This window comes from Skermanella sp. TT6 (assembly GCF_016653635.2).
GTDB classification, from domain to species: domain Bacteria; phylum Pseudomonadota; class Alphaproteobacteria; order Azospirillales; family Azospirillaceae; genus Skermanella; species Skermanella cutis.
The window spans coordinates 4,895,906-4,917,225 of the sequence record NZ_CP067420.1 but is presented as its reverse complement, the minus strand read 5'-3'; the positions used below and the strand labels follow the sequence as shown (position 1 = coordinate 4,917,225).

The window sequence follows — 21,320 nt, the reverse complement described above, 5'->3', positions numbered from 1 at the left end:
AATTGCCGGCGGGGGCCTGTCGGGAAGATTTTGCCCGGTACCCGGCAGGGCGTTCCCGGTGGACACGACGGCGGGCGGGACGCCCCCCGGCATCCCGCCCGCCTGGCCCGGAAGCGTCGAGGCTCCGGGACCGTTCACAGCGTCGTGTTGACGGCGACCGAGAGCGCCTGCGGCGCCCTGCCGGTGGGGTAGCGGGCGCTCGGCTTGCCGTAGCCGGCTACGGAGTGCTGCTGCCGGTTCTGCTTGGTCACGTCGACGACCATGTCGATCACCCGCTTGGTCGCCTCCTCGGCGGTCTTCAGCGCCGCCAGGTTGGCCTCCGCGATCGCGTTGAGCCGGTTCCACAGCGTCTCCAGTCGTTGCCGGAGCGCCAGGTCGACGCCGGCCACCACCGCCTTGTTGTGGCGAAGCACCTTGAGCTGGTGGTCCAGCCTGCCGGCCAGCGCGGCCTTGGCGTCGCCCAGCCCGGCGACCTCCTCCAGCCGGCTGGCCTTCACCGCCTCCGTCTCCCGCTCCAGCAGGGCGGCGTAGGCTTCCATCGTCTCGCAGGTCTGGCCGACCGCGGTCGCCGCTTCCATCATTCAAACCTCCTGCATCTTCAGCATGGCCTGCTTGACCTGGTCGGCGATGCCGAGCCGGCCGCTCTGCGTGATCATCTTGCCGTACTCGTTGATCATCAGGCCGCGGAACATCTCCTCGCCGTTGCCGCCGCCGAAATATCCGTCGGTCTCGATGCCCTGCCACATCTGGCTCAGCATCTGGGACACGAACTGCGACTCGAACTCGCCGGCGGCCTTGGCGACCGCCTTGTCGTCCGCCCCGGCCCGGGGACGGGCCGCGGGAGCAGGGTTCGTCAGGACTCCGGTCGCCAGGCCGGCGGAGGCGAGGGCCGGGGGGGTCAGGGTGCCGTCCATCACATCACCTCGATTTCGGCCTGCAGCGCGCCGGCCGCCTTGATCGACTGCAGGATGCTGATCATGTCGCGGGGGCCGATGCCCAGGGCGTTCAGGCTCTCGACCAGCTCCTGCAGGCTGACGCCGTTGGACATGATCGCCAGCCGGTTGTTCGACTGCTCGTCGACCTGGATGTTGGTCTGCGGGGTCACCACGGTCTGGCCGGCGGCCAGGGGGTTGGGCTGGGACACCTGTGGGGTCTCCGTGATGCGGATGGTCAGGTTGCCCTGGGCGATCGCCACCGTGCTGATCCGGACGTTCTCGCCCATCACGATCACGCCCGACTTCTCGTCGATCACGACGCGGGCCGGCTGGTCGGGAGTGACGCGGAGCTGCTCGATCTCCGTCATCAGGCCGACGATGTCGCCGCGCCGCATCTGGGGCACCGTCACGACCACGGCCGACGGGTCGGTCGCCCGCGCCGTGTTCGCCCCGTAGACGCCGTTGATCGCCTGGGCGACCCGCTGCGCGGTGGTGAAGTCGGGGTTGCGCAGCGACAGCCGCAGCACCGGCAGTTCCGCCAGGGAGAACTCGATCTCGCGCTCGACGATGGCGCCGGCGGAGATCCGGCCCGAGGTCGGCACGCCGCGGGTGACCGAGGCGCCCTGGCCGGCCGCGCTGAAGCCGCTGACCGCCAGCGGCCCCTGGGCCACCGCGTAGACCTCGCCGTCGGCGCCCAGCATCGGGGTGACCAGCAGGGTCCCGCCGAGCAGGCTCTTGGCGTCGCCGAGCGCCGACACGACGGCGTCGATCCGGCTGCCCTGGGCCGCGAAGGCGGGCAGGGTGCCGGTCACCATCACCGCGGCGACGTTGCGGGTCTTCATGGACTGGCCGCGGGTATTGACGCCCAGCCGCTCCAGCATGCCGATCAGGCTCTGCTCGGTGAAGGGCGAGTTGTTGAGGCTGTCGCCCGTGCCGTTCAACCCGACCACCAGGCCGTAGCCGATCAGCATGTTCTCGCGCACCCCCTCGACGTCGACGATGTCCTTGATGCGCGAGTTGGCCAGGGCCGGGCTGGCGACCGCCACGACGACGGCCGCGACGCCCAGCGCCAGGATGGTCCGGGCGGCATTCCGGAGACGGACTCGGAGCGGCGTCCGAGTCGCGGCTGATTGGCGGGGGAACGGGGTCATGGCGGGTCGGCTCCTCTACTGGCGTCCCTCTCCCAAGCGAATTGCGTGCCAGCCCCGGAAACCCGCGCCGGCGCCGGAAGCGGCCCGGCCGCCGGACGGCCGCGCGGCAAGGAGTGCCGGTTCGTCCCGGCAATTCCTGCCGGCCTCCGCCCCTGTGACCGGAGGGTGCCCGTTAACCGGGTATTAATTTAGATATGATCACCCTTGGAAATCGGTATTGGAGCATCTTGTGCCATGAAAGTCGAAGGTCCCGGTTCCTTGCGCAACAGCGGTGCGGCGAAACGCACCGGCCGTTCCGACGGCAGCCTGGCCAGCGCCTTCGCCCGGGCCCTGCACGGCACCGACGACGCGGCGGCTTCGGGCGTCAACGGCGCCCAGGCGGCCGGTGCGATCAACCCGCTCCTCAACCTACAGGAGGTGGAGGATTCGACAAGCGGCCCGTCGAAAGCGAAGGCCCGCGCGGAGGAGCTGCTGGACCGGCTGGACGAGATCAGGCACGCCCTGCTGTCGGGCGGCCTGCCGGAGTCGAAACTGAACGCCCTCCAGCAGGTGGCCCAAAGCCACCGCGCGGAAGTCGACGATCCCCGTTTGGTGGAGATTTTGGACGAAATCGACCTTAGGGCGCAGGTCGAGCTTGCCAAGCTGTCGCCCAGAGGGTAGCTCATCCCCCCAGGATTTCGCCGCTTTTCCAAAGGCTTGTATCCGGTCGAGAAGCCCATCCGCGACGGTTGCGGTCGGGCTTGCCGATCCATATACTCCGCGCCGTTTCGGCAGCCATCCGGTTTGGGTGTTAGAGGATGTCGTCACCGTTTCCGCCGCCTGACTATAGGCCGTCCGAGGACGAGCCTTTCATGAACCCCCAGATGACGGAGTATTTCCGTCGGAAGCTGCTGAAGTGGCGTTCGGAGCTCCTCCACGAGTCGGAGGAGACGCTGCAAAGCCTACAGGAAGGCGGGCTCCAGGAAGCCGACATCGCCGACCGGGCTTCGCTCGAGACCGACCGTTCGCTTGAGCTGCGGACCCGCGACCGCGAGCGCAAGCTGATCTCCAAGATCGACGCCGCGCTGGAGCGGATCGAGGACGGAAGCTACGGCTACTGCGAGGAGACCGGGGAGCCGATCAGCATCCGCCGGCTGGAGGCGCGTCCCATCGCGACGCTGAGCCTCGAAGCCCAGGAAAGGCATGAACGGCTGGAACGGACCCACCGTGACGATTAGCCGCCCGGTCCGCCGCCTCGTCGTCTCCATCCTGGCGCTCGCCGCCTCGTGCCTGCCGGCCCTGGCCCAGGCGCCCGGCCAGGGCCGGGAGAGCGCCGTCCTGGAAGGCGTCAACATGGCCGTGGTCATGCCTGTCGACCTGGCTTCCAGTGCAGCCAACGCCGAATGCGGTCTGACCGAGCAGCTGGTCAACGACTCCATCCAGCTCACCGTCCAGTCCGCCGGCCTGCGGACCGAGCTTCTGTCGCAAGCCCAGCCCTTCACCACGGTGACCCCGGGCGTCTACCTGATCCCGACGATCGCGACGCTGCGGGACAGTTCGTCCCTGTGCGTGACCTGGCTGAGCCTGAAGGCCCAGTCGGCGCATACCCTGACGCTCCCCTCGACCCAGCAGCGCAAGACGGTCCAGGTGCTCTACTGGGACCGCGGCATGCTGCTGAGCACGCCGCGCGGCAGCCATGCCGGCGCGGTCGCCGCCGGCCTGCGCCAACTCGCCGCCGACTTCGGGGAGCAGTGGCGGCGCGACCAGCGCTGACCGGCGGCCCGGAAAAAGGATCGGCGGGGCGGACGGGATCAAGTTCGCCTGTCAACGAATCGTGGTCTAGACTGTTGGATCCAGACCATCGATCCGCTGCTCCGGAAGCTCCCATGACGTTCCGTTCGATCTATCAGCATGGCTTTGCGCGCGTCGCCTCCTGCACCATGAGGTGCTCGCTCGCCGATCCCGCCGGCAACGCCGAGGCCGTCCTGCGCGTCGCCCGGACATGCCACGACCGCTCGGCGGCGCTGGCGCTGTTCCCCGAACTGGCGCTGTCCGGCTACGCGATCGACGACCTGTTCCTCCAGGACTCCCTGCTGGACGCGGTCGAGCGCGCGGTGGAGGATGTCGTCGCCGGCTCCAAGGACCTGTTGCCGCTCCTGCTCGTCGGGGCGCCGCTGCGCCATGACGGGCGCGTCTACAACTGCGGTCTTGCGATCCATCGCGGCCGCCTGCTGGGCGTCGTCCCCAAGATCCACCTGCCCAATTACCGGGAATTCTACGAGAAGCGCTATTTCGCGTCGGGCGCCGGCACCGGCGGCGGCGAGATCCGGATCGCCGGCCAGAGCGTGCCGTTCGGGCCCGACCTGCTCTTCGCCGCGGAGGACCTGCAAGGATTCACCGTCCATGTGGAGGTCTGCGAGGACCTGTGGGTGCCGGTGCCGCCCAGCTCCGCGGGCGCCCTGGCCGGGGCCACCGTGCTGGCGAACCTGTCGGCCAGCAACATCACGATCGGCAAGGCCGACACCCGGCGCCTGCTCTGCCAGTCCCAGTCCGAGCGCTGCATCGCGGCCTATCTCTACTCCGCCGCGGGGGCGGGCGAATCGACCACCGACCTCGCCTGGGACGGCCAGACCTCGATCTACGAGAACGGTACCGTCCTGACCGAGACCGACCGCTTCCCGACCGGCGACCAGATCGCCGTGGCCGACATCGACCTGGACCGCATCCGCCAGGAGCGGGCGCGGATGGGCAGCTTCGACGACAACCGCCGCTACCGGGACGTCATCGGCGCCGATTTCCGCACGGTCCGGTTCCGCCTGGACGCGCCGCGGGCCGATATCGGGCTTGAACGCCGGGTGGAGCGCTTCCCCTTCGTGCCGGCCGATCCGGCGCGGCTGGAGCAGGACTGCTACGAGGCCTACAACATCCAGGTCGCCGGCCTGGTCCAGCGGCTGCGCGCGATCGGCACCGAGCATCCGGTGATCGGCGTTTCCGGCGGCCTCGACTCGACGCACGCCCTGATCGTGGTCGCCCGCGCCATGGACCAGCTCGGACTGCCCCGGTCCAGCATCCTGGCCTATACCATGCCGGGGTTCGCGACCAGCGACCACACCAAGGGCAACGCGGTCCGGCTGATGGAGTCGCTCGGCGTCACCTGGCGCGAGCTCGACATCCGCCCGGCGGCCCGGCAGATGCTGGCCGACATGAAGCATCCTTTCGCCGGGGGCGAGCCGGTCTACGACGTGACCTTCGAGAACGTCCAGGCCGGCCTGCGCACCGACTACCTGTTCCGGCTGGCCAACCAGAACGACGGCATCGTGGTCGGCACCGGCGACCTGTCGGAACTCGCCCTGGGCTGGTGCACCTACGGCGTCGGCGACCAGATGGCGCACTACAACGTCAATTCCGGCGTGCCCAAGACCCTGATCCAGCACCTGATCCGCTGGGTCAGCGCGTCCGGCCAGTTCGAATCGGACGTGTCGGCGACCCTGGACGCGATCCTCGGGACCGAGATCTCGCCCGAGCTGGTGCCGGTCGAGCCCGGCCAGACGCCGCAGAGCACCGAAGCCAAGGTCGGCCCCTACGAGCTTCAGGACTTCAACCTGTACTACACGCTCCGCTTCGGCTACCGGCCGGCCAAGATCGCCTTCCTGGCCCTGCATGCCTGGAGCGACACGGAGCGGGGCGCGTGGCCCCCCGGCTTCCCGCCGGAGCGGCGCCGCAGCTACGAACTGCCGCAGATCCGGCAGTGGCTGGAGGTCTTCGTCCGCCGCTTCTTCGGCTTCAGCCAGTTCAAGCGGTCGGCCATGCCCAACGGGCCCAAGGTGAGCGGCGGCGGGTCGCTGTCCCCGCGCGGCGACTGGCGGGCGCCGTCGGACACGACGGCCCGCACCTGGCTCGACGACCTGGAGCGCAACGTGCCCCGGTCATAAGCGGAATGCCTATGTTTCGGAACAATCCGATAGGGTGACAATCTCAACGGCAACCGCCATGATCCCCCGACATATCGGACCGGCAGGAACGGGTCCGACAAGTCTGCATAGTAGAGAGGGGACTGCCGTGAGCTTCATGACAAGAAAAAGCCGCCTGGCGATCGGGGCGATGCTCGGGGCCATCGCGCTCGGCACCACCGTCGCCATGGCCCAGGCGCCTGCCTTCTTCCGCATCGGCACGGGCGGCACCGCGGGAACCTACTATCCCGTGGGCGGCCTGATCGCCAACACGATCTCGGCGACCGGCGGCGGCGTGCCCGGACTGGTGGCGACCGCCGTGTCGTCCAACGGCTCCGTCGCCAACATCAGCGCCGTCAACGGCGGCTCGCTCGAGTCGGGCTTCTCGCAGTCCGACGTGGCCTACTGGGCCTATACCGGCACCGGCCTGTTCGAAGGCAAGGGCAAGATCGAGAACCTGCGCGCCGTCGCCACCCTGTATCCCGAGACGATCCACCTCGTCGCGACCAAGGATTCCGGCATCAAGTCGGTCACCGACCTCAAGGGCAAGCGGGTGTCGCTCGACGAACCCGGATCGGGCACGCTGGTCGACGCGCGGATCGTGCTCGGCGCCTACGGGCTGACCGAGAAGGACGTGAAGGCCGAATATCTCAAGCCCGGCCCGGCGGGCGACCGTCTGCGCGACGGCGCGCTGGACGCCTACTTCTTCGTCGGCGGCTACCCGACCGGCGCCATTTCCGAACTGGCGACCTCCAGCGGGATCACGCTGGTCCCGATCGCCGGTCCGGAAGCCGACAAGCTGCTGTCCGAGTACCAGTTCTTCTCCAAGGACACTGTTCCCGCCGGGACCTACCGCGACGTTCCGGAGACCCAGACCATCTCGGTCAATGCCCAATGGGTTACCAGCGCCAACCAGCCGGAAGAACTGGTCTACAACATCGTCAAGGCGCTCTGGAGCGACAGCGCCCGCGCGGCCCTGGATGCCGGCCATGCAAAGGGCAAGCTGATCACCCTGGAGAACGCGACCAGCGGCACCGCCATCCCGCTGCATCCGGGCGCCGAGAAGTTCTACCGTGAAAAGGGCGTGCTGAACTGAGCGCCCCCGGCCCCCGCGTGCCCGGTGGGTTGACGGGGGCCGGCCCAACCCTTTCCTGACAGCCGAAATCATGATCCTGGAATACCGATGAGCGATTCGTCGCGCGAACAGCCGCACTTGTCCAAGTCCTCGCTCGAACTCGACCCGGAGAAGGCGAAGGAACTGGAGGAGAAATTCGACAGCGAGATCCGCTTCCGGCCGCTGGCGCCCGCCGCCGGCTGGCTGGTCGGCGGGCTTCTCGTGGTGCTGTCGCTGTTCCACTATTACACGGCGGGCTTCGGGCTGCTGTCCGAGATGGCCCACCGCGGCATCCATCTCTCCTTCGTGCTGGGACTGGTGTTCCTGGTCTTCCCGTTCTCCAGGCGGGGTTACGACCAGCCGGCCCGGGGCACGGTGCTGCGCCCGCTCGGCATCTCGCTGCCGGACTGGGCGCTCGCCGCCGGGGCCGTCGTGGCCGTGCTGCATGTTCCGCTGATCCCGCTGGACGACCTGGCCTTTCGGGTCGGAAACCCGACCACGACCGACGTGGTGCTGGGCGGGATCCTGATCGTCGTCCTGCTGGAGGCGACCCGCCGGTCGGTCGGCTGGCCCCTGCCGATCATAGCGCTGCTGTTCATGGGCTATGCGATCTGGGGGCCGTCGATGCCCGGCATCCTGATCCATCCCGGCGCCAGCTTCCCCCAGCTGGTCGATCATCTCTATCTCACGACCCAGGGAATCTACGGCATCGCGCTGGGCGTGGTCGCCACCTACGTCTTCCACTTCGTGCTGTTCGGCGTCTTCGCCACCCGCATCGGCCTGGGCCAGCTTTTCCTCGACTGCGCCGCCTGGGTGGCGGGCCGCTATGCCGGCGGTCCGGCGAAGGTGTCGATCTTCGGGTCCGCCCTGTTCGGCATGATTTCCGGCTCGTCGGTCGCCAACACCGTCACCGTCGGCTCCCTGACCATCCCCGCGATGATCCGGCTGGGCTACAAGCCGCATTTTGCCGGCGCCGTCGAGGCGACGGCATCGACCGGCGGCCAGATCACCCCGCCGATCATGGGGGCCGCCGCCTTCCTGATGATCGAGTTCCTGGGGCTGCCCTACACGACCATCATCCTGGCGGCGATCGTCCCGGCCTTCATGCATTTCTTCGGCGTGCTGGTCCAGGTCCATTTCGAGGCGAAGCGCACCGGCCTGCGGGGCCTCCGCCCCGACGAGATGCCCGACCTCCGGGAAGCGTTCCGCCGCGACTGGCCGACCGTGATCCCGCTGGTCGTCCTGGTCGGCATCCTGCTGGCCGGCTACACCCCATACTTGGCCGCCTTCTGGGGCATCACCCTGTGCGTCGCGGTCGGCCTGCTGAATCCCCGCAACCGCATGAGCATCCCGGACCTGCTGATCGGCCTGCGCGACGGCGCCAAGTACGCGCTCGCCGTGGGCGCCGCGGCGGCGACGGTCGGGATCATCGTCGGCGTGGTCACCCTGACCGGCGTCGGCTTCAAGATCTCCTTCATCGTCACCTCCACCGCCGCCGAGATGGCCGGCTGGGTCGGGGCGTTCCTGCCGGCCGGCTGGACGGCGCCGCAGACGCTGACCCTGCTGTTCACCCTGATCATGACCGGCATCGTCTGCATCCTGATGGGCTGCGGCATCCCGACGACCGCCAACTACATCATCATGGCGACCATCGCCGCCCCGACGCTGGGGCTGCTCGGCGTGGCGCCGATCGTCGCCCACTTCTTCGTCTTCTATTACGGGGTGCTGGCCGACATCACGCCCCCGGTGGCGCTGGCGGCCTACGCCGCCGCGGGCATGGCGGGGGCCGATCCGTTCAAGACCGGCAACACGGCTTTCCGCCTGGGGCTGGGCAAGGCGCTGGTGCCCTTCGTGTTCGTCTTCTCGCCGTCGCTGCTGCTGGTCGCTCCCGGCTTCACCTGGACCGACTTCATCATCGCCTTCGTCGGCTGCATCGTCGGCATCACCTGCCTGGGTGCCGCCCTGGCCGGGTGGATGCTGACGACGGCCCGGATGTGGGAACGGGTGCTGCTGGGCATGGCGGCGATCCTGCTGGTCGCGCCGGAACTCTACTCCACGCTCGCGGGCCTCGTGCTCCTGGCACCGGTTCTGGTGCGGCAGGTCACCACCTGGCGGGCGGAGGCGCCGGCCGCCGCCTGAACGCCTGGAGGGCTTGGAAAGGTTTGCGGTTCCTGTCGAACCAAGCCCCCCGCCGGGGTGTTCTCCCTTGCAAGGCATCGAGACCCTGCATGAGGAGAACGCCCGTGGCGGAAGTCACCGACAATCAAGCGGATAACCGGTACGAGATGGACGTGAAGGGCACCGTTGCGTTCATGGACTACCGGCTGAAGGACGATGTCATCGCCCTCGTCCATACCGAAGTGCCCGAGGCGCTGTCCGGACAAGGCATCGGATCGAAGCTGGCCAGCGGCGTGCTGGACGACGTCCGGCGCCGCGGCCTGAAGGTCGAGCCGTACTGCACCTTCGTGCAAAGCTACGTGGAACGTCATCCGGAATACCGGGATATCGTTCTGCCGATCCGCTGATCGCCGCCGTCAGACGAAAATAAGGTCAAGGGAGGAATACATGACGGATGGAACAGCCAGCCGCCGCATCGGCATGCCTGCGCCCGGGCCCGACCGGGACACGGAATTCCTCAAGGACGTCCTCGACGGGCTGGGCCAAGCGGTGAAGGCTCTGCCGGCCAAGCATTTCTACGACCAGCGGGGATCGCGGCTCTTCGACCGGATCTGCGAGCTGGAGGAATATTACCCGACCCGTACCGAGACGGCCATCCTCGCCCGCTACGCCGGCGACATCGCCGGAAAAGCGGGTCGCGGCGTCACGCTGCTGGAACTCGGCAGCGGGTCGAGCGTCAAGGTACGCCTGCTGCTCGACGTGCTGGACGAGCCTGCCGCCTACATCCCGGTCGACATCTCCGGCGCGCATCTGGAAGCGTCGGCCGCCCGGCTGGCGGCGGATTATCCGGAGATATCCGTCAAGCCGATCCATGCCGACTACACCCGGCCCTTCCCGCTTGCTGTGAAGGGCGGGGCGGAGCGCACGCTCGCGTTCTTCCCCGGCTCGACGATCGGCAACTTCTCGCCGGAGGAGGCACGGGCGTTCCTGGCGCGCCTGGGCCGGCAACTCGGCGGGGGCGGCCGGCTGCTGATCGGCGTCGACCTGAAGAAGGACATCGGGCGGCTGGAGGCCGCCTACAACGACGCGGCCGGGGTGACGGCGGCGTTCAACCTGAACCTGCTGGAGCGGATCAACCGCGAACTGGACGGAACCTTCGACCTCGCGGCCTTCGCCCACCGCGCCTTCTATGACAGGGATCTCGGCCGGATCGAGATGCACCTGGAAAGCCTCAAGCCCCAGACCGTCCTGGTCGCAGGCGCTCCGTTCCGGTTCCAGGCGGGCGAGACCATCCATACCGAGGTTTCGCACAAATACACGGTGGAGGAGTTCCGGGACTTGGCGGCCGATGCCGGATGGCGGGCCGACGAGACCTGGACGGACGGCGACCATCTGTTCAGCGTCCACCTGCTGACCTTCCGGGCGCCACCGGTCCGCCTCCGACGGGGGTCGGACGCGTAGCGCCCGGTCCGGATGCGCTTCAGCCCTCCTGCTGCGGTTCCGGTCCCCGGGTCGTGTCCCGCCCGGACACCGCCTTGAGGGACACCGGAGCCATGGTGCGGGCGGATTCATACAGGGCTTCCATCAGGACATGGTCCTGCACGCCCTCCTGGCCGGGCGTCCGCGGCATCCGGTTCTCCTTGACGCAGGACGCCATGTGGTCGATCTCGAGCGCGAACTGGTTCTGCTGCGGCAGGCGCACCCGCTCGACGATCTCCGCCTTGCCGCCCCGGTGCGCCACCTGCATCTGCTGGCCCTCGTAGGCGAAGGCGTTCTCCAGGTCGATCCAGCCTTTCTCCAACCGAACCCGCAGGTCCTTGCTCTCGTGGGCGCCGTAGCTGGTCGTGCAGTTGGCGATCGTCCCGGAGGGGAAGCGCAGCATGAAGGAGACGGATTCCTCGACTTCGCGGTAGCGCGGGTCGCCTTCCGGGTTGAAGATCCGGGCGAAGACCTCGATCGGCTCCTCCCCGGTGATCGCTCGGGCCGTGTTCAGGCAATAGAGGCCGATGTCGGGCAGCGCGCCGCCGCCGGCCAGCGCCTTGCTGAAGCGCCACTGGTCGCCGGGTCCCATCACCTGGGTATTGGTCGCCTCGATGAACCGCGCGGCGCCCATGTCGCCGGAGCGGACCCGCTGGATGGTCTCGCGGTTATAGGGTTCGTACTGGCAGCGGTAGGCCACCATCAGCTTGACGCCGGCCTGGTCGCAGGCGGCGACCATGTCCCGCGCCTCGGCCGAGTTGTTGGCCATCGGCTTCTCGCACATGACGTGCTTCCCGGCCTTGGCGGCGCGCATCACGAACTCGCGGTGAAGCCCGTTGGGCAGCACGACATAGACGACCTGGACCCGGGGATCTTCGGCGATCCGGTCGAAACCCGCGTAGTCGTACACGGCCTGGTCGGGAATGCCGTACTGGGCGGCCACCAGCCTGGCCTTCTCCGGCGATCCCGAGACCAGGGCCACCGGCCGCGCCCGCTTGCATTCGGCGAAGGCGGGCAGGAGCTGCTCCAGGGACAGGCGGCCGAGCCCGACGATCGCGAACCCGACGCGCTGGTCCGGCGGCAGGGGTGCCGGCGGCGGAGGGGAGGGGCGGTCGGCCTCGCCGCGCCAGTTGGGAAAGGTCACCTTGCCGCCTTCCACCTTGCCCCTGTCCAGCGGCGTCGGGCCGGGTGCCGCCGGACCGCCGGCCGCCATCGCGGGACCGGCGACGGCGGACAGTAAGCCGATGGAGCCGGTCCTGATCAAGGTCCGGCGGGAGAGGAACGGAAGCTCGAATGACATGGGCGTGCGCTCTCCCTTGAAGCCCGCGGGCGGATCAGATCACGCCGATAACCAGGAGCACGATGATCACGATCAGCGGGACACCCATCATCCAGAGAATTCCACCCTTGAGCATTGCCGGTCTCCTGTCGTCTTCCATGAAAGTTCTTGTACTCGAGGAAGTTCAACAGCGCTGGCGGCCATTTGTTACGAGTGGCGGGTGGCCTCGCCCGAGGTGATCGCACACGCAGAATGGGGATATCGTTGCCTGTTCGCGTGTCGATGCATTTCTTGAACTTCTTCCGAGGTTTCCCGCAAGCTGTGGACGAGTGATTACCGACCGACGCGACGACGGCATGCCGGAGCGAGTGGTCTTATAACCTTATTTCGAAGAGGAGATGTCGCGTTCTTGGCATCTGATCGGGTCGGAGGACCCCAATGCACTGGAAACGGGACAATCCACACACGCGCTCTCATCGCAGAGCCGACAGACCGAGTAGGCGTGATTTTCGCCCTTGATAAGCCCACGCAGCAACTTCTCCGTCAACGTACCCAGAGCGGCACGTTCATCCGCATCGAGCAGATCGAGCATTTTGGCGACGCCGTCCAATCGCGCCGCCCGAATGTCCGCGCAGGTTCTTCGGCCGGCTTCAGTCAAGACGAGCGCGACGGCACGACGATCGCGATCAGAGACTTCACGAATTACTGCGCCATTCGCCACCAGGCGATCGACCAGACGCACCGCACCTGGATGCGACAGACCAAGCGCGCGCCGTAGCCGGTCGATCGACATGCCCGGATCGTGAGCGAGCAGCGATATGGCGGCTGCGGCGGGGCCTGGTTCCGGTGCAGCGGCCTGGGCTCCGCGGAGCAGAGTGTCGGAGATGGCCAGGGCAAGCGCACCGACGATATTGGCAGTTCTGTCGTCGTTCATGCGTCGAAAATATATGCATGGCGCATAGACATCAATCCCCTATCTATGTTATATGCTTGACGCATACAATTGATCAGAGGACTTATGATGAACAATCCCGTTCGATCCGCCGTCGGCGCAGCCGCCTATCTCTCGCGGACAGAACTGCCCAGCCGCTTCACGTTCACCGGCCGGGTCGTGTCACTCGCCGGTATTGTCCTGCCGCTTTTCCTGATCGGTATTCTGAAGTTCACTCAGATCGAGATCGATGCGCTCAAGCCGCTCATCAGTGGGACACCTTGGCTTGCTTGGCTTTACCCGGCGTTCGGTGAGGCGGGCGCGGCATATCTTCTCGGCGTCGTCGAACTCATCACCGCGATACTGCTGGTTGCCTCGCCATGGTCGGCACGTGCGGGTGTCGTCGGTGGCGCACTTGGCGCTCTGACCTTCGCCGTCACCGTTTCCACCATGTTCGCGCTGCCGATCTGGGAAGAGTCCTTGGGCAGCTTCCCCTGGCTTAACGCCACCGGCCAGTTTCTGATCAAGGATGTAGCGCTCCTGGGTGTCAGCCTTCTGGTGCTGGGGGAAAGCCTTACCCGCCTGATGCGGAATCGTGCCCAGGCTTGAGCGGATCATGGGTCGAGCAGAGTACCGGCGCCAGTTGATCCATAAGCCTTCCGGCGCCTATCACTGATCGCCTCTCCACGTATGACGGTCCATCCTGCCTCTGGACTGATCAACCCATTCAGGTCGAACATGCTCGTCCCGTCCCACAGGAACGCATGCTCGGATCTGTTTGCGTCTTCGCTCGATCCTACCACTTGGCCGCTGTTGTTGATGCCGTTTCCGGAACTGTACCTTCCTCCCAGTGTGCCGAGATCCTGTATGCCGTTCGCTGAGTCCCACAGGAATGCACGAAAGTCTGCGTCACTGGTTTGGTTGGTTCCCGTTATCTGACCCCTATCGTTGATGTCGTTGCCGATGCTGAACTCCCCGCTGCGGGTGCCGATATCCCGCATGCCGGTCGCCGGATCCCATAAGAAGGCATTGTACCTACCTGCCGTGTCATCGAATGTCCCGCTCCTGCCCGTCACTTGGCCGCCTGCATTGATACCCAGGCCGAGGCTGACCCTGTCTCCGTCGAGAGTGCCGAGGTCCTGCATGCCGGTTGCAGGGTCCCACAGGAATGCATGGCTTGGGGTGTTGGGGTCGTCGATGTTACCGCCGCCGGTCACTTGGCCTTGGTCGTTGATGTCCGTGCCTTGGCTGAAGCCGTCGCCCCCGCTGATGGTGCCGAGATCCCGCATGCCGGTGGTGGGTTCCCATAGAAAGGCATGGACCCTGCCCGTGATCTCAGGGCCGGGTAATAGGCTGTTCCCTGTTATCTGACCTCTGGCGTTTATACCAATTCCTTGGCTGAAACGCCCGCCGAGCGTGCCGAGGTCCTGTATTCCGCTCACAGGGTCCCACAGGAACGCATGCTGGCCGACATCATTCTGAATGAGACCGGCACCGGTGACTTGGCCGGCATTGTTGACATCAAAGCCAAGGCTGAAGGTTCCGCCGAGGTCTCCGATATCCGTGATTGTGTAGGTCGGGACGGCTAGAGCCGTGCCGGGAGCGAAGGCGATGGTGGCCAGGAGGAGCAGGTGATGCGAGCGCATGGTTTGTCTCCGTATCACTGTCTGGCCTGAGGTTAAGCAGTTCCCGGGCTTCTATCCCAAGCCGAAGATATCAGACAATAGACCCGTTTAATTTCCGTAATCTGGATAGTATCATATGGATATGAGCTGTCGGCAAGACGGCGGACGGCAGTTCTAAAGCGAAGAGCGCAAAACCCAGATCGATGTTGTGATCTCGGATCGAGTGTGATTCACCGTGTAGCGAGGTGGATCATGGGTCAGGGTTACTCGTCTGATCTGCGTGTCCGGATTCTCGGAGCGATCGAGAGTGGGAACTTCTTCCGAGCAGCGGCACGCCGGTTCAGCGTCGACCTGAGTACGAGCATCCGGCGGGCGCAGGGAAGCCAGATGCCCAGGAGCCTTTCCCAAGCAAAGGAGCGCTTGGCCTCTCATCCCGCCGCCCTACAGCCCGATCGAGCTGGCCTTTGCCAAGCTCAGCGATTCATTCACTCCGGACAGGTGCTGGAGCTGCCCCAAGCACGCCCGCCAGTAACGCGGCATCGTGATGCGCTGGCATTGTCTCCGGCATCGACGGGAAAACACCGAAAGGGGCTTTCCGGCGTGAATGCGTCACGGCGGAAAGCCCCCCTGGATATCACCGGTTTTCCGGGGCCGTTCGTCAGAACGGCATGATGATGTCGAAGATCTGCTGGCCGTAGCGGGGCTGCTGGACGTCGGTGATCTGGCCGCGGCCGCCGTAGGAGATCCGGGCCTCGGCGATCTTCTCGTAGCTGATCGAGTTGGCGGAGCTGATGTCCTCCGGCCGGATCACGCCGGCCAGCAGCAGTTCGCGCACCTCGAAGTTCACCCGGACCTCCTGGCGGCCCTGGAGCACCAGGTTGCCGTTGGGCAGCACGTCGGTGATCAGCGCCGCGACCTGCAGGGTGATCGTCTCCCGGCGGTTGATCTGGCCGGTGCCCTTGTTGCTGGTGTCGCTGGACAGGCCCAGCAGGTTCTCGCGCCCGCCCGGCTCGTACTGGGTCGAATTGCCCTCCAGCTTGCCTTCCAGCAGCGCCTTGGCGGCGCTGGTGCCGGGCAGGACCTTGTTCAGGTCGAAGCCGAAGATCTCCGGCATGCCGGCGTTCTCGCTGTTGGCCCGGGTCCGGGTGGTCTGGTTGTTCATCTGGGCCTGATCGTTGATGTTGATCGTCACGGTCAGGATGTCGCCGACCCGGCTCGCCCGCTGGTCCTTGAAGAAGGCCCGGGCGCCCGAGCGCCACAGCGAGTTGGCCTCGCGCACGCCGGTCTGCGGCGCCGGCATCGGCAGGCTGACCGGGACGAAGCCGGGAGCGCGGTTCGGGTTCTCGATCTGCGACAGGGCCGGCGCGCTGCCCACTTCGGACAGGCGGCTCGTGGCGTTGCAGGCGGAGAGCGAAGCGGCGGCGGCGGCGATCAGGGCGATGCGGGCGAAGGTCGACATGGCGGTATTCCTCGGGTGCCGGACGTTTCGGCAGGAGATCGGTTCGGGAGATCAGTTCAGGAAATCAGTTCAGGATGGCGGCGCCGGGCCTGGCGACGGTCACCTGGTTGGGGCCGACGACGACCGCCTCGACGGTGCGGTTGCTCATGGTGTTGACGACGCGGATCACCGCCCCGTCGGATCCACCCTCCAGGGCCTTGCCCTGGGCGGTCAGCATCATCGACTTGTGCTGGAGCACCATGGTGACCAGCGCGCCCTTGGCGACGACCTGCGGCTGCTGCAGGTCGCGGGCCCGGACGGGGGTGTTGGCGGAGATCTGCCGGCGCGGGGTCTGGCCGACCAAATCGTCGGCATCGCGGAGCAGCTCGGCGCCGATCCGGTTCATCCGCACCTCGGTGTAGCCGATGTCGGAAGCGGTGATGATTTCCCCCGGCTTGATCCGGCGGGTCAGGACCGGCACCTCGACGATGGCGGCGGCACGGCCGGAGATGGCGGTGCGACCCTGTTCCGGCCCTTCGGCGGGAGCGACGACGACGGCGCTGAAGCGGCCCTGGACTTGGTCGTAGGTCACGGATTCGAGCTTGAGCGTCGCCGGCTGGCCGCTCGGCAGGTGCAATTCCAGCAGCTTGTTGTCCAGGTCGACGTCGAGCCGGTCGGCTTCCGACCGGCCGGCCAGCTCCTGCGCCACCGCGTCGCGGACCCGTTCGGCGTCGACGATCGTGCTGCCGCGGGTCAGCACCACCCGGTCGTATTGGCTGGCCGGGCGCCAGCCCAGCTGGTGGTAGGAGGCGAGCCGCACCAGGAAGCCGGCGTCGTAGGTGGCGCGGCGGCCCGGCGCCGGGGCGCGGCCGACCGGCTGCCCGGCCTTGTCGCCGACGTCGTCGAACAGGTCGCCCAGGAGGACGGTGTCGCCCTCGATGGTGGCGTCGGTCCGCAGGGTCGCGGAGTCGGCCGGCAGGGCGGCGGCGAGGGACAGCGCGGCGGAGAGGGAGGCGGACAGGGCGATCAGGGAAAGCTTGTTCATCTATCGGTCCTCCGCTCAGCGCAGCTGGCTGGTGGTGTTCATCATCTGGTCGGTCGTGCTGATCACCTTCGAGTTCATCTCGTAGGCGCGCTGCGCGGTGATCAGGTTGGTGATCTCGGCCACGATGTTGACGTTGCTGGTCTCCAGGGCGCCCTGGACCAGCCGGCCGTAGCCGGGGGCCGAGGGGTTGCCGGGGACGGCGTCGCCCGACGCCGGGGTCGCCAGCAGCAGGTTGCTGCCGATCGCCTCCAGGCCGGCCTCGTTGGGGAACACGGCGAGCTGGATCTGGCCGACCACCTGGGGCTGGATCTGGCCGTCCAGCTTGACCTGGACCTCGCCGCTGCCGTTGACCGTGATGTCCACGGCGTCGGCCGGGACGACGATGCCGGGCTGCACGGTATAGCCGTCGGCCGTCACCACGGTGCCCTCGGCGTTGATCTGGAACGAGCCGGCGCGGGTATAGGCGGTGTCGCCGTCGGGCAGGGTGATCTGGAAATAACCCTGGCCGTTCACCGCCAGGTCCAGCGCGTTGTCGGTGACCGACAGGTTGCCCTGCTCGTTGATCCGGTAGACGGCGGCGGCCTTGACGCCCGCGCCGATCTGGACGCCCGAGGGAACGATCGTGCCGGCGTCCGACGAGGTCGAGCCGACCCGGCGCTGGTTCTGGTACAGCAGGTCCTGGAACTCGGCGCGCTGGCGCTTGAAGCCGGTCGTCGTCATGTTCGCGATGTTGTTCGAGATGGTCTCGACGTTCAGCTGCTGGGCCAGCATGCCGGTGGTGCCGATGCTCAGGCTACGCATGGTTGGTTCCTCTTCCTCTCGGGGGTAGCCGGGGCTTCAGCTCAGCCGGGACAGCTTGGTGATGGCGTTGCGCTGCCGTTCGTGCTCGGCATCGATGATCTTCTGGTTGTTCGCGTACTGGCGCGAGATCTCGATCATCTGGGTCATCTCGACGACGGACTGGACGTTGGATTCCTCGACCGCGCCCTGGACGATCTTGGTCCCGGGGGCGGGCAGGGGCGGCTCGTCGGTGGTGTAGATCCCGCCGCCCAGCTCGGTCATGAACTGCTCGCGCTCGAACCGGACCAGCTTGATGCGGCCGATCTGGCCCTGGTCGGACGACACCGTGCCGTCCGCCGCGATGGTGACCGGGCCGGAATTCTGCGGCACGGTCATCGGCAGGTCCTGCTCGTTCAGCACCGGCAGGCCGTTGGTGTCGACGATCTGGCGGTCCAGGTCGAGCTGCAGGCGGCCGTTGCGGGTGAACCGCTGGCCGTCGCGCGTCTCGACCGTCAGGTAGCCGTCGCCCTGGAGCGCCACGTCGAGGGGGTTGCCGGTGGAGCTGATCGGGCCCACCGCGGTGTTCCGCAGGACGCCGTAGTCCTGCACCATGGAGATCTTCTCGACCGGGGTGGCCGCCGGCTTCGCCAGGTATTCCAGGAACATCATGCGCTGGTTCTTGTAGGCCGGCGTCGTCATGTTGGCGAGGTTGTTGGCGACCACGTCCATCTGCCGGCGCAGCGCGTCCTGACGCGACAGGGCGATGTAGATGGGGTTTTCCATGTCCGACGCTCTCGTTCCTGGTTGCTGGCCCGGCGCCGTCCGCCGTGCCGCGATACCCTTTGCATCCCCCGTGCCAGACCCGGGAAGCCGCGGGACCGCCGGGGTTTCGCCGCCTCCGGCGCTCCGGGGCAGGGATTGCCCGGCACAAATTGCCGGTTCCGGCGGAGCGGGCGGGGCAAAGGGTGCCGGTGCGGCGCATCGGCCCGCCGGGGCATCCGCCGGGGGTTCGACGGAAGATTGAGAGGAATTATACTTAAAGATTCCTGAACGGCGGACTGGTCTGCGTCTTGCAGAATGGCAGTAGCGCTTAATAAAGCCGGGTAGCTTCAACGACTTGTTAACTATCCCGAGCTAAGTGTTTACCTAGTTTTTCGCACGCGCGGCGATCGCAGGGAGCCCAGTGATTATGGCGGGTGCAACCCACGAGGAAGATGAGGGGGCAGGCGGCGAAGCGCCGGCACGCAAGAAGTTCAGCGGCAAGAAGCTGGTGCTGTTCGTCATCCTGCCGCTGCTCCTGGTCCTGGGCGGCGGGGCCGCCGCGTTCTTCGCGGGCGTCTTCAGCCCTGCCGAACCCGCCGCCGAGGAAGGCCACGGCGAAGAGGCGCCTGCCCATGCAGGCGACGGACATGGCGCGAAGGGCGACGGGCATGGCGGGGGACACGGCGCGCCGGGCGGCGGCGGCGTGTTCTTCAACGTGCCGGACCTGGTGGTCAACCTGAACAGCACCGGGCGCCGCCCCAGCTTCCTCAAGATCAGCATCAGCATAGAGGTCGGCCGGCCGGAAGATGTGCCGGAAATAGAGAAGGTCATGCCGCGTATCGTCGACAACTTCCAAGTCTACCTCCGCGAACTGCGGCTGGAGGACCTGCGCGGTTCGGCCGGGATCTACCGGCTGCGCGAGGAGTTGTTGATGCGCGTCGGCGTCGCCGCCCAGCCGGTGCAGGTCAAGGACGTCCTGTTCCGCGAAATGCTGATCCAGTGAGCCGGGGGAGCATGGCATGAGCGACCTTAAGCTGGACGGGCTGAGCGACGAGGAGCGGCTGGCCGCCGAGTGGGCGGCGTTGGCCGACGAGGGCAGCGACGGCGGCGGCGGCGACGTGGGCGGCGGGACCTCGACCCGCGTGCTCAACCAGGACGAGATCGACAGCCTGCTGGGCTTCGACAGCGACGGCTCGGGCGACGGCGACAATTCCGGCCTGATGGCGCTGGTCAACAGCGCGCTGGTCAACTACGAGCGCCTGCCCATGCTGGAGGTGGTGTTCGACCGCCTCGTCCGCATGATGTCCACGTCGCTCCGCAACTTCACCTCCGACAACGTGGAGGTCAGCCTCGACCAGATCTCCTCGGTCCGGTTCGGCGACTATCTCAACTCCATCCCGCTGCCGGCCATGCTGTCCGTCTTCAAGGCGGAGGAATGGGACAATTACGGCCTGATGGTGGTGGACAGCGCGCTGATCTACTCCATCGTGGACGTGCTGCTGGGCGGACGGCGCGGCACCGCCGCGATGCGCATCGAGGGGCGTCCCTACACCACGATCGAGCGCAACCTGGTCGAGCGCATGGTCCATGTGGTGCTCAGCGACCTGTCCGCCGCCTTCGACCCGCTGTCGCCGGTGACCTTCCGGTTCGACCGGCTGGAGACCAACCCGCGCTTCGCGACCATCGCCCGGCCGGCCAACGCCGCCGTGCTCGCCAAGCTGCGCATCGACATGGAAGACCGCGGCGGCCGGCTGGAACTGCTGATCCCCTACGCGACGCTGGAGCCGGTGCGCGAGCTCCTGCTGCAGATGTTCATGGGCGAGAAGTTCGGCCGGGACTCGATCTGGGAAACCCACCTGGCCAGCGAGCTGTGGATGACCGAAGTCCAGATCAGCGCCGTCCTGGACGAGATCACGGTGCAGCTCTACGACGTGCTGAACTGGAAGGTCGGCACCCGCATCCTGCTCAACGCCACGCCCGACGACACGATCGAGCTCCGCTGCGGCGACGTGCCCATGTTCGACGGCCGGATGGGGCGCAAGGGCGGCCATATCGCGGTCCGCATCGAACGCGAGGCCCCGCGCGAGGAGGATACCCGGAGATGACCGTCACGCTGCCCCTCGTCCTGGACGTCCTCATCGTCGTGCTGCTGTCGGCGACCATCGGCTTCGCCATCGTGCTGAACCGCCGGCTGACCCGCCTGCGCGACAGCAAGGACGAGCTGGACGCGCTGGTGAAGGGTTTCGCCGACGCCGCCGGCCGGGCCGAGACCAGCGTTGCCGGCATGAAGGACACGGCGGCCAAGGTCGCCGAGACCCTCCAGAAGTCGATCGACCGGGCCCAAACCCTGCGCGACGAGCTGCAATTCATGATCGAGGCCGCCGACAGCCTGGCGAGCCGCCTGGAAGGATCGGTCGGCAGCCACACCCTGCGCGCCGCGACCGGCCCCGCTCCCGCCGCGATCAAGGCGGGGGCCGTGCCGAAGCCGTCCGCGGCGGCTTCGCAGCAGCCGCCCGCCGGTCCCGCGCGTCCGGCCAGGGCCGAACCGTCCGCGCGCCGCCCGGCGCCGCCCGGCCCGTCGAACGCGGCGCAGCATCCGCCCCTTCAGCATGCCGCGCCGGCAGCCCATCCGGAGCCGCCGGCACCGCCACCGCCATCCCCGGCGCCGCCGCAGGAGGCCCGCTCGCGGGCCGAGCGCGAATTGCTGCGCGCCCTCGAAAACCTGCGCTAGCAG

General features: G+C 67.3%; 22 protein-coding genes. 12 read left to right on the top strand and 10 right to left on the bottom strand.

The window, feature by feature from the left end; genetic code table 11:
- Positions 1 to 134: 134 nt before the first annotated feature.
- Genes IGS68_RS22920 through IGS68_RS22910 form a run of 3 tightly spaced genes read right to left on the bottom strand, consistent with a single transcriptional unit; the run spans position 135 to position 2,086 of the window.
- On the bottom strand, positions 135 to 581 hold the full coding sequence (locus IGS68_RS22920; protein WP_201074282.1) for a hypothetical protein: 447 nt from the start codon (positions 579 to 581) through the stop codon (positions 135 to 137).
- Entirely contained in the window at positions 582 to 914 is a 333-nt protein-coding gene (locus IGS68_RS22915; RefSeq protein ID WP_201074280.1) for a rod-binding protein, read from the bottom strand.
- Complete coding sequence (locus IGS68_RS22910; RefSeq protein WP_201074278.1) at positions 914 to 2,086, bottom strand: flagellar basal body P-ring protein FlgI; 1,173 nt, start codon at positions 2,084 to 2,086, stop codon at positions 914 to 916. The genes IGS68_RS22915 and IGS68_RS22910 overlap by 1 nt, the downstream gene beginning before the upstream one ends.
- Positions 2,087 to 2,320: 234 nt before the next feature.
- On the opposite strand from IGS68_RS22910, the gene IGS68_RS22905 reads away from it, so the two are divergent.
- The 8 genes from IGS68_RS22905 (at position 2,321) to egtD (ending at position 10,708) form a co-directional block, all read left to right on the top strand.
- Positions 2,321 to 2,746 carry a flagellar assembly protein FliX gene (locus IGS68_RS22905; protein WP_201074276.1) on the top strand — a complete coding sequence of 142 codons (426 nt, stop codon included), beginning with the start codon at positions 2,321 to 2,323 and terminating at the stop codon, positions 2,744 to 2,746.
- A 137-nt stretch (positions 2,747 to 2,883) separates the two neighbouring features.
- Positions 2,884 to 3,303: an RNA polymerase-binding protein DksA gene (gene dksA, locus IGS68_RS22900; RefSeq protein WP_158047149.1), complete on the top strand. Its 420-nt coding sequence runs from the start codon at positions 2,884 to 2,886 to the stop codon at positions 3,301 to 3,303.
- The gene (locus IGS68_RS22895) at positions 3,293 to 3,838 is read left to right on the top strand and encodes a hypothetical protein (RefSeq protein ID WP_201074274.1); all 546 of its coding nucleotides are present in this window, start codon (positions 3,293 to 3,295) and stop codon (positions 3,836 to 3,838) included. The genes dksA and IGS68_RS22895 overlap by 11 nt, the downstream gene beginning before the upstream one ends.
- A 113-nt stretch (positions 3,839 to 3,951) precedes the next feature.
- On the top strand, positions 3,952 to 5,997 hold the full coding sequence (locus tag IGS68_RS22890) for an NAD(+) synthase (RefSeq protein ID WP_201074272.1): 2,046 nt from the start codon (positions 3,952 to 3,954) through the stop codon (positions 5,995 to 5,997).
- A 136-nt stretch (positions 5,998 to 6,133) separates the two neighbouring features.
- Positions 6,134 to 7,111, top strand: a complete 978-nt coding sequence (locus tag IGS68_RS22885) for a TAXI family TRAP transporter solute-binding subunit (protein WP_247881031.1) — start codon at positions 6,134 to 6,136, stop codon at positions 7,109 to 7,111.
- An 87-nt stretch (positions 7,112 to 7,198) separates the two neighbouring features.
- On the top strand, positions 7,199 to 9,268 hold the full coding sequence (locus tag IGS68_RS22880) for a TRAP transporter permease (RefSeq protein WP_201074261.1): 2,070 nt from the start codon (positions 7,199 to 7,201) through the stop codon (positions 9,266 to 9,268).
- Between the two features lie 104 nt (positions 9,269 to 9,372).
- Entirely contained in the window at positions 9,373 to 9,654 is a 282-nt protein-coding gene (locus tag IGS68_RS22875; protein WP_247881030.1) for a GNAT family N-acetyltransferase, read from the top strand.
- Positions 9,655 to 9,694: 40 nt separating this feature from the next.
- Positions 9,695 to 10,708, top strand: coding sequence for an L-histidine N(alpha)-methyltransferase (gene egtD / locus IGS68_RS22870; RefSeq protein ID WP_201074257.1), 1,014 nt, complete (start codon positions 9,695 to 9,697; stop codon positions 10,706 to 10,708).
- Between the two features lie 19 nt (positions 10,709 to 10,727).
- Here egtD and IGS68_RS22865 read toward each other — a convergent pair whose 3' ends face one another.
- Both IGS68_RS22865 and IGS68_RS22860 read right to left on the bottom strand, forming a co-directional pair.
- Entirely contained in the window at positions 10,728 to 12,026 is a 1,299-nt protein-coding gene (locus IGS68_RS22865; RefSeq protein ID WP_247881029.1) for a Gfo/Idh/MocA family protein, read from the bottom strand.
- A gap of 361 nt (positions 12,027 to 12,387) precedes the next feature.
- On the bottom strand, positions 12,388 to 12,939 hold the full coding sequence (locus tag IGS68_RS22860; protein WP_201074255.1) for a MarR family winged helix-turn-helix transcriptional regulator: 552 nt from the start codon (positions 12,937 to 12,939) through the stop codon (positions 12,388 to 12,390).
- A gap of 84 nt (positions 12,940 to 13,023) precedes the next feature.
- On the opposite strand from IGS68_RS22860, the gene IGS68_RS22855 reads away from it, so the two are divergent.
- Positions 13,024 to 13,545 (top strand): DUF417 family protein, encoded by a 522-nt coding sequence (locus IGS68_RS22855; RefSeq protein WP_201074246.1) that lies wholly within the window; start codon positions 13,024 to 13,026, stop codon positions 13,543 to 13,545.
- 5 nt (positions 13,546 to 13,550) lie between these two features.
- Here the strand turns inward: IGS68_RS22855 and IGS68_RS22850 are convergent, their stop codons facing one another.
- From IGS68_RS22850 to flgF, 5 genes are all read right to left on the bottom strand, one after another.
- Positions 13,551 to 14,582 carry a DUF3466 family protein gene (locus IGS68_RS22850; protein ID WP_201074244.1) on the bottom strand — a complete coding sequence of 344 codons (1,032 nt, stop codon included), beginning with the start codon at positions 14,580 to 14,582 and terminating at the stop codon, positions 13,551 to 13,553.
- 637 nt (positions 14,583 to 15,219) lie between these two features.
- On the bottom strand, positions 15,220 to 16,020 hold the full coding sequence (flgH, locus tag IGS68_RS22845) for a flagellar basal body L-ring protein FlgH (protein ID WP_201074242.1): 801 nt from the start codon (positions 16,018 to 16,020) through the stop codon (positions 15,220 to 15,222).
- Between the two features lie 64 nt (positions 16,021 to 16,084).
- Positions 16,085 to 17,044, bottom strand: coding sequence for a flagellar basal body P-ring formation chaperone FlgA (gene flgA, locus IGS68_RS22840; RefSeq protein WP_201074241.1), 960 nt, complete (start codon positions 17,042 to 17,044; stop codon positions 16,085 to 16,087).
- Positions 17,045 to 17,059: 15 nt separating this feature from the next.
- Positions 17,060 to 17,845, bottom strand: a complete 786-nt coding sequence (flgG, locus tag IGS68_RS22835; RefSeq protein WP_158047139.1) for a flagellar basal-body rod protein FlgG — start codon at positions 17,843 to 17,845, stop codon at positions 17,060 to 17,062.
- 36 nt (positions 17,846 to 17,881) lie between these two features.
- A complete protein-coding gene (gene flgF, locus IGS68_RS22830) occupies positions 17,882 to 18,607 on the bottom strand; it encodes a flagellar basal-body rod protein FlgF (protein ID WP_201074239.1) in 726 nt (241 codons plus the stop codon).
- A gap of 406 nt (positions 18,608 to 19,013) precedes the next feature.
- Between flgF and IGS68_RS22825 the strand changes: the two genes are divergently transcribed.
- From IGS68_RS22825 to IGS68_RS22815, 3 genes are read left to right on the top strand one after another with little or no spacing between them, the layout of a single operon-like run.
- A complete protein-coding gene (locus tag IGS68_RS22825; protein WP_201074237.1) occupies positions 19,014 to 19,589 on the top strand; it encodes a flagellar basal body-associated FliL family protein in 576 nt (191 codons plus the stop codon).
- 16 nt (positions 19,590 to 19,605) lie between these two features.
- Positions 19,606 to 20,691, top strand: a complete 1,086-nt coding sequence (gene fliM / locus IGS68_RS22820; RefSeq protein ID WP_201074230.1) for a flagellar motor switch protein FliM — start codon at positions 19,606 to 19,608, stop codon at positions 20,689 to 20,691.
- Positions 20,688 to 21,317, top strand: a complete 630-nt coding sequence (locus IGS68_RS22815; RefSeq protein WP_201074222.1) for a DUF6468 domain-containing protein — start codon at positions 20,688 to 20,690, stop codon at positions 21,315 to 21,317. The genes fliM and IGS68_RS22815 overlap by 4 nt, the downstream gene beginning before the upstream one ends.
- Positions 21,318 to 21,320: the final 3 nt, after the last annotated feature.

Bases quoted from the DNA above. Each gene is read 5' to 3' on its own strand.
- IGS68_RS22920 (WP_201074282.1), bottom strand. From the start codon at position 581: ATGATGGAAGCGGCGACCGCGGTCGGCCAGACCTGCGAGACGATGGAA.
- IGS68_RS22915 (WP_201074280.1), bottom strand. From the start codon at position 914: ATGGACGGCACCCTGACCCCCCCGGCCCTCGCCTCCGCCGGCCTGGCG.
- IGS68_RS22910 (WP_201074278.1), bottom strand. From the start codon at position 2,086: ATGACCCCGTTCCCCCGCCAATCAGCCGCGACTCGGACGCCGCTCCGA.
- IGS68_RS22905 (WP_201074276.1), top strand. From the start codon at position 2,321: ATGAAAGTCGAAGGTCCCGGTTCCTTGCGCAACAGCGGTGCGGCGAAA.
- dksA (WP_158047149.1), top strand. From the start codon at position 2,884: ATGTCGTCACCGTTTCCGCCGCCTGACTATAGGCCGTCCGAGGACGAG.
- IGS68_RS22890 (WP_201074272.1), top strand. From the start codon at position 3,952: ATGACGTTCCGTTCGATCTATCAGCATGGCTTTGCGCGCGTCGCCTCC.
- IGS68_RS22885 (WP_247881031.1), top strand. From the start codon at position 6,134: ATGACAAGAAAAAGCCGCCTGGCGATCGGGGCGATGCTCGGGGCCATC.
- IGS68_RS22880 (WP_201074261.1), top strand. From the start codon at position 7,199: ATGAGCGATTCGTCGCGCGAACAGCCGCACTTGTCCAAGTCCTCGCTC.
- egtD (WP_201074257.1), top strand. From the start codon at position 9,695: ATGACGGATGGAACAGCCAGCCGCCGCATCGGCATGCCTGCGCCCGGG.
- IGS68_RS22865 (WP_247881029.1), bottom strand. From the start codon at position 12,026: ATGTCATTCGAGCTTCCGTTCCTCTCCCGCCGGACCTTGATCAGGACC.
- IGS68_RS22860 (WP_201074255.1), bottom strand. From the start codon at position 12,939: ATGAACGACGACAGAACTGCCAATATCGTCGGTGCGCTTGCCCTGGCC.
- IGS68_RS22855 (WP_201074246.1), top strand. From the start codon at position 13,024: ATGATGAACAATCCCGTTCGATCCGCCGTCGGCGCAGCCGCCTATCTC.
- IGS68_RS22850 (WP_201074244.1), bottom strand. From the start codon at position 14,582: ATGCGCTCGCATCACCTGCTCCTCCTGGCCACCATCGCCTTCGCTCCC.
- flgH (WP_201074242.1), bottom strand. From the start codon at position 16,020: ATGTCGACCTTCGCCCGCATCGCCCTGATCGCCGCCGCCGCCGCTTCG.
- flgA (WP_201074241.1), bottom strand. From the start codon at position 17,044: ATGAACAAGCTTTCCCTGATCGCCCTGTCCGCCTCCCTCTCCGCCGCG.
- flgG (WP_158047139.1), bottom strand. From the start codon at position 17,845: ATGCGTAGCCTGAGCATCGGCACCACCGGCATGCTGGCCCAGCAGCTG.
- flgF (WP_201074239.1), bottom strand. From the start codon at position 18,607: ATGGAAAACCCCATCTACATCGCCCTGTCGCGTCAGGACGCGCTGCGC.
- IGS68_RS22825 (WP_201074237.1), top strand. From the start codon at position 19,014: ATGGCGGGTGCAACCCACGAGGAAGATGAGGGGGCAGGCGGCGAAGCG.
- fliM (WP_201074230.1), top strand. From the start codon at position 19,606: ATGAGCGACCTTAAGCTGGACGGGCTGAGCGACGAGGAGCGGCTGGCC.
- IGS68_RS22815 (WP_201074222.1), top strand. From the start codon at position 20,688: ATGACCGTCACGCTGCCCCTCGTCCTGGACGTCCTCATCGTCGTGCTG.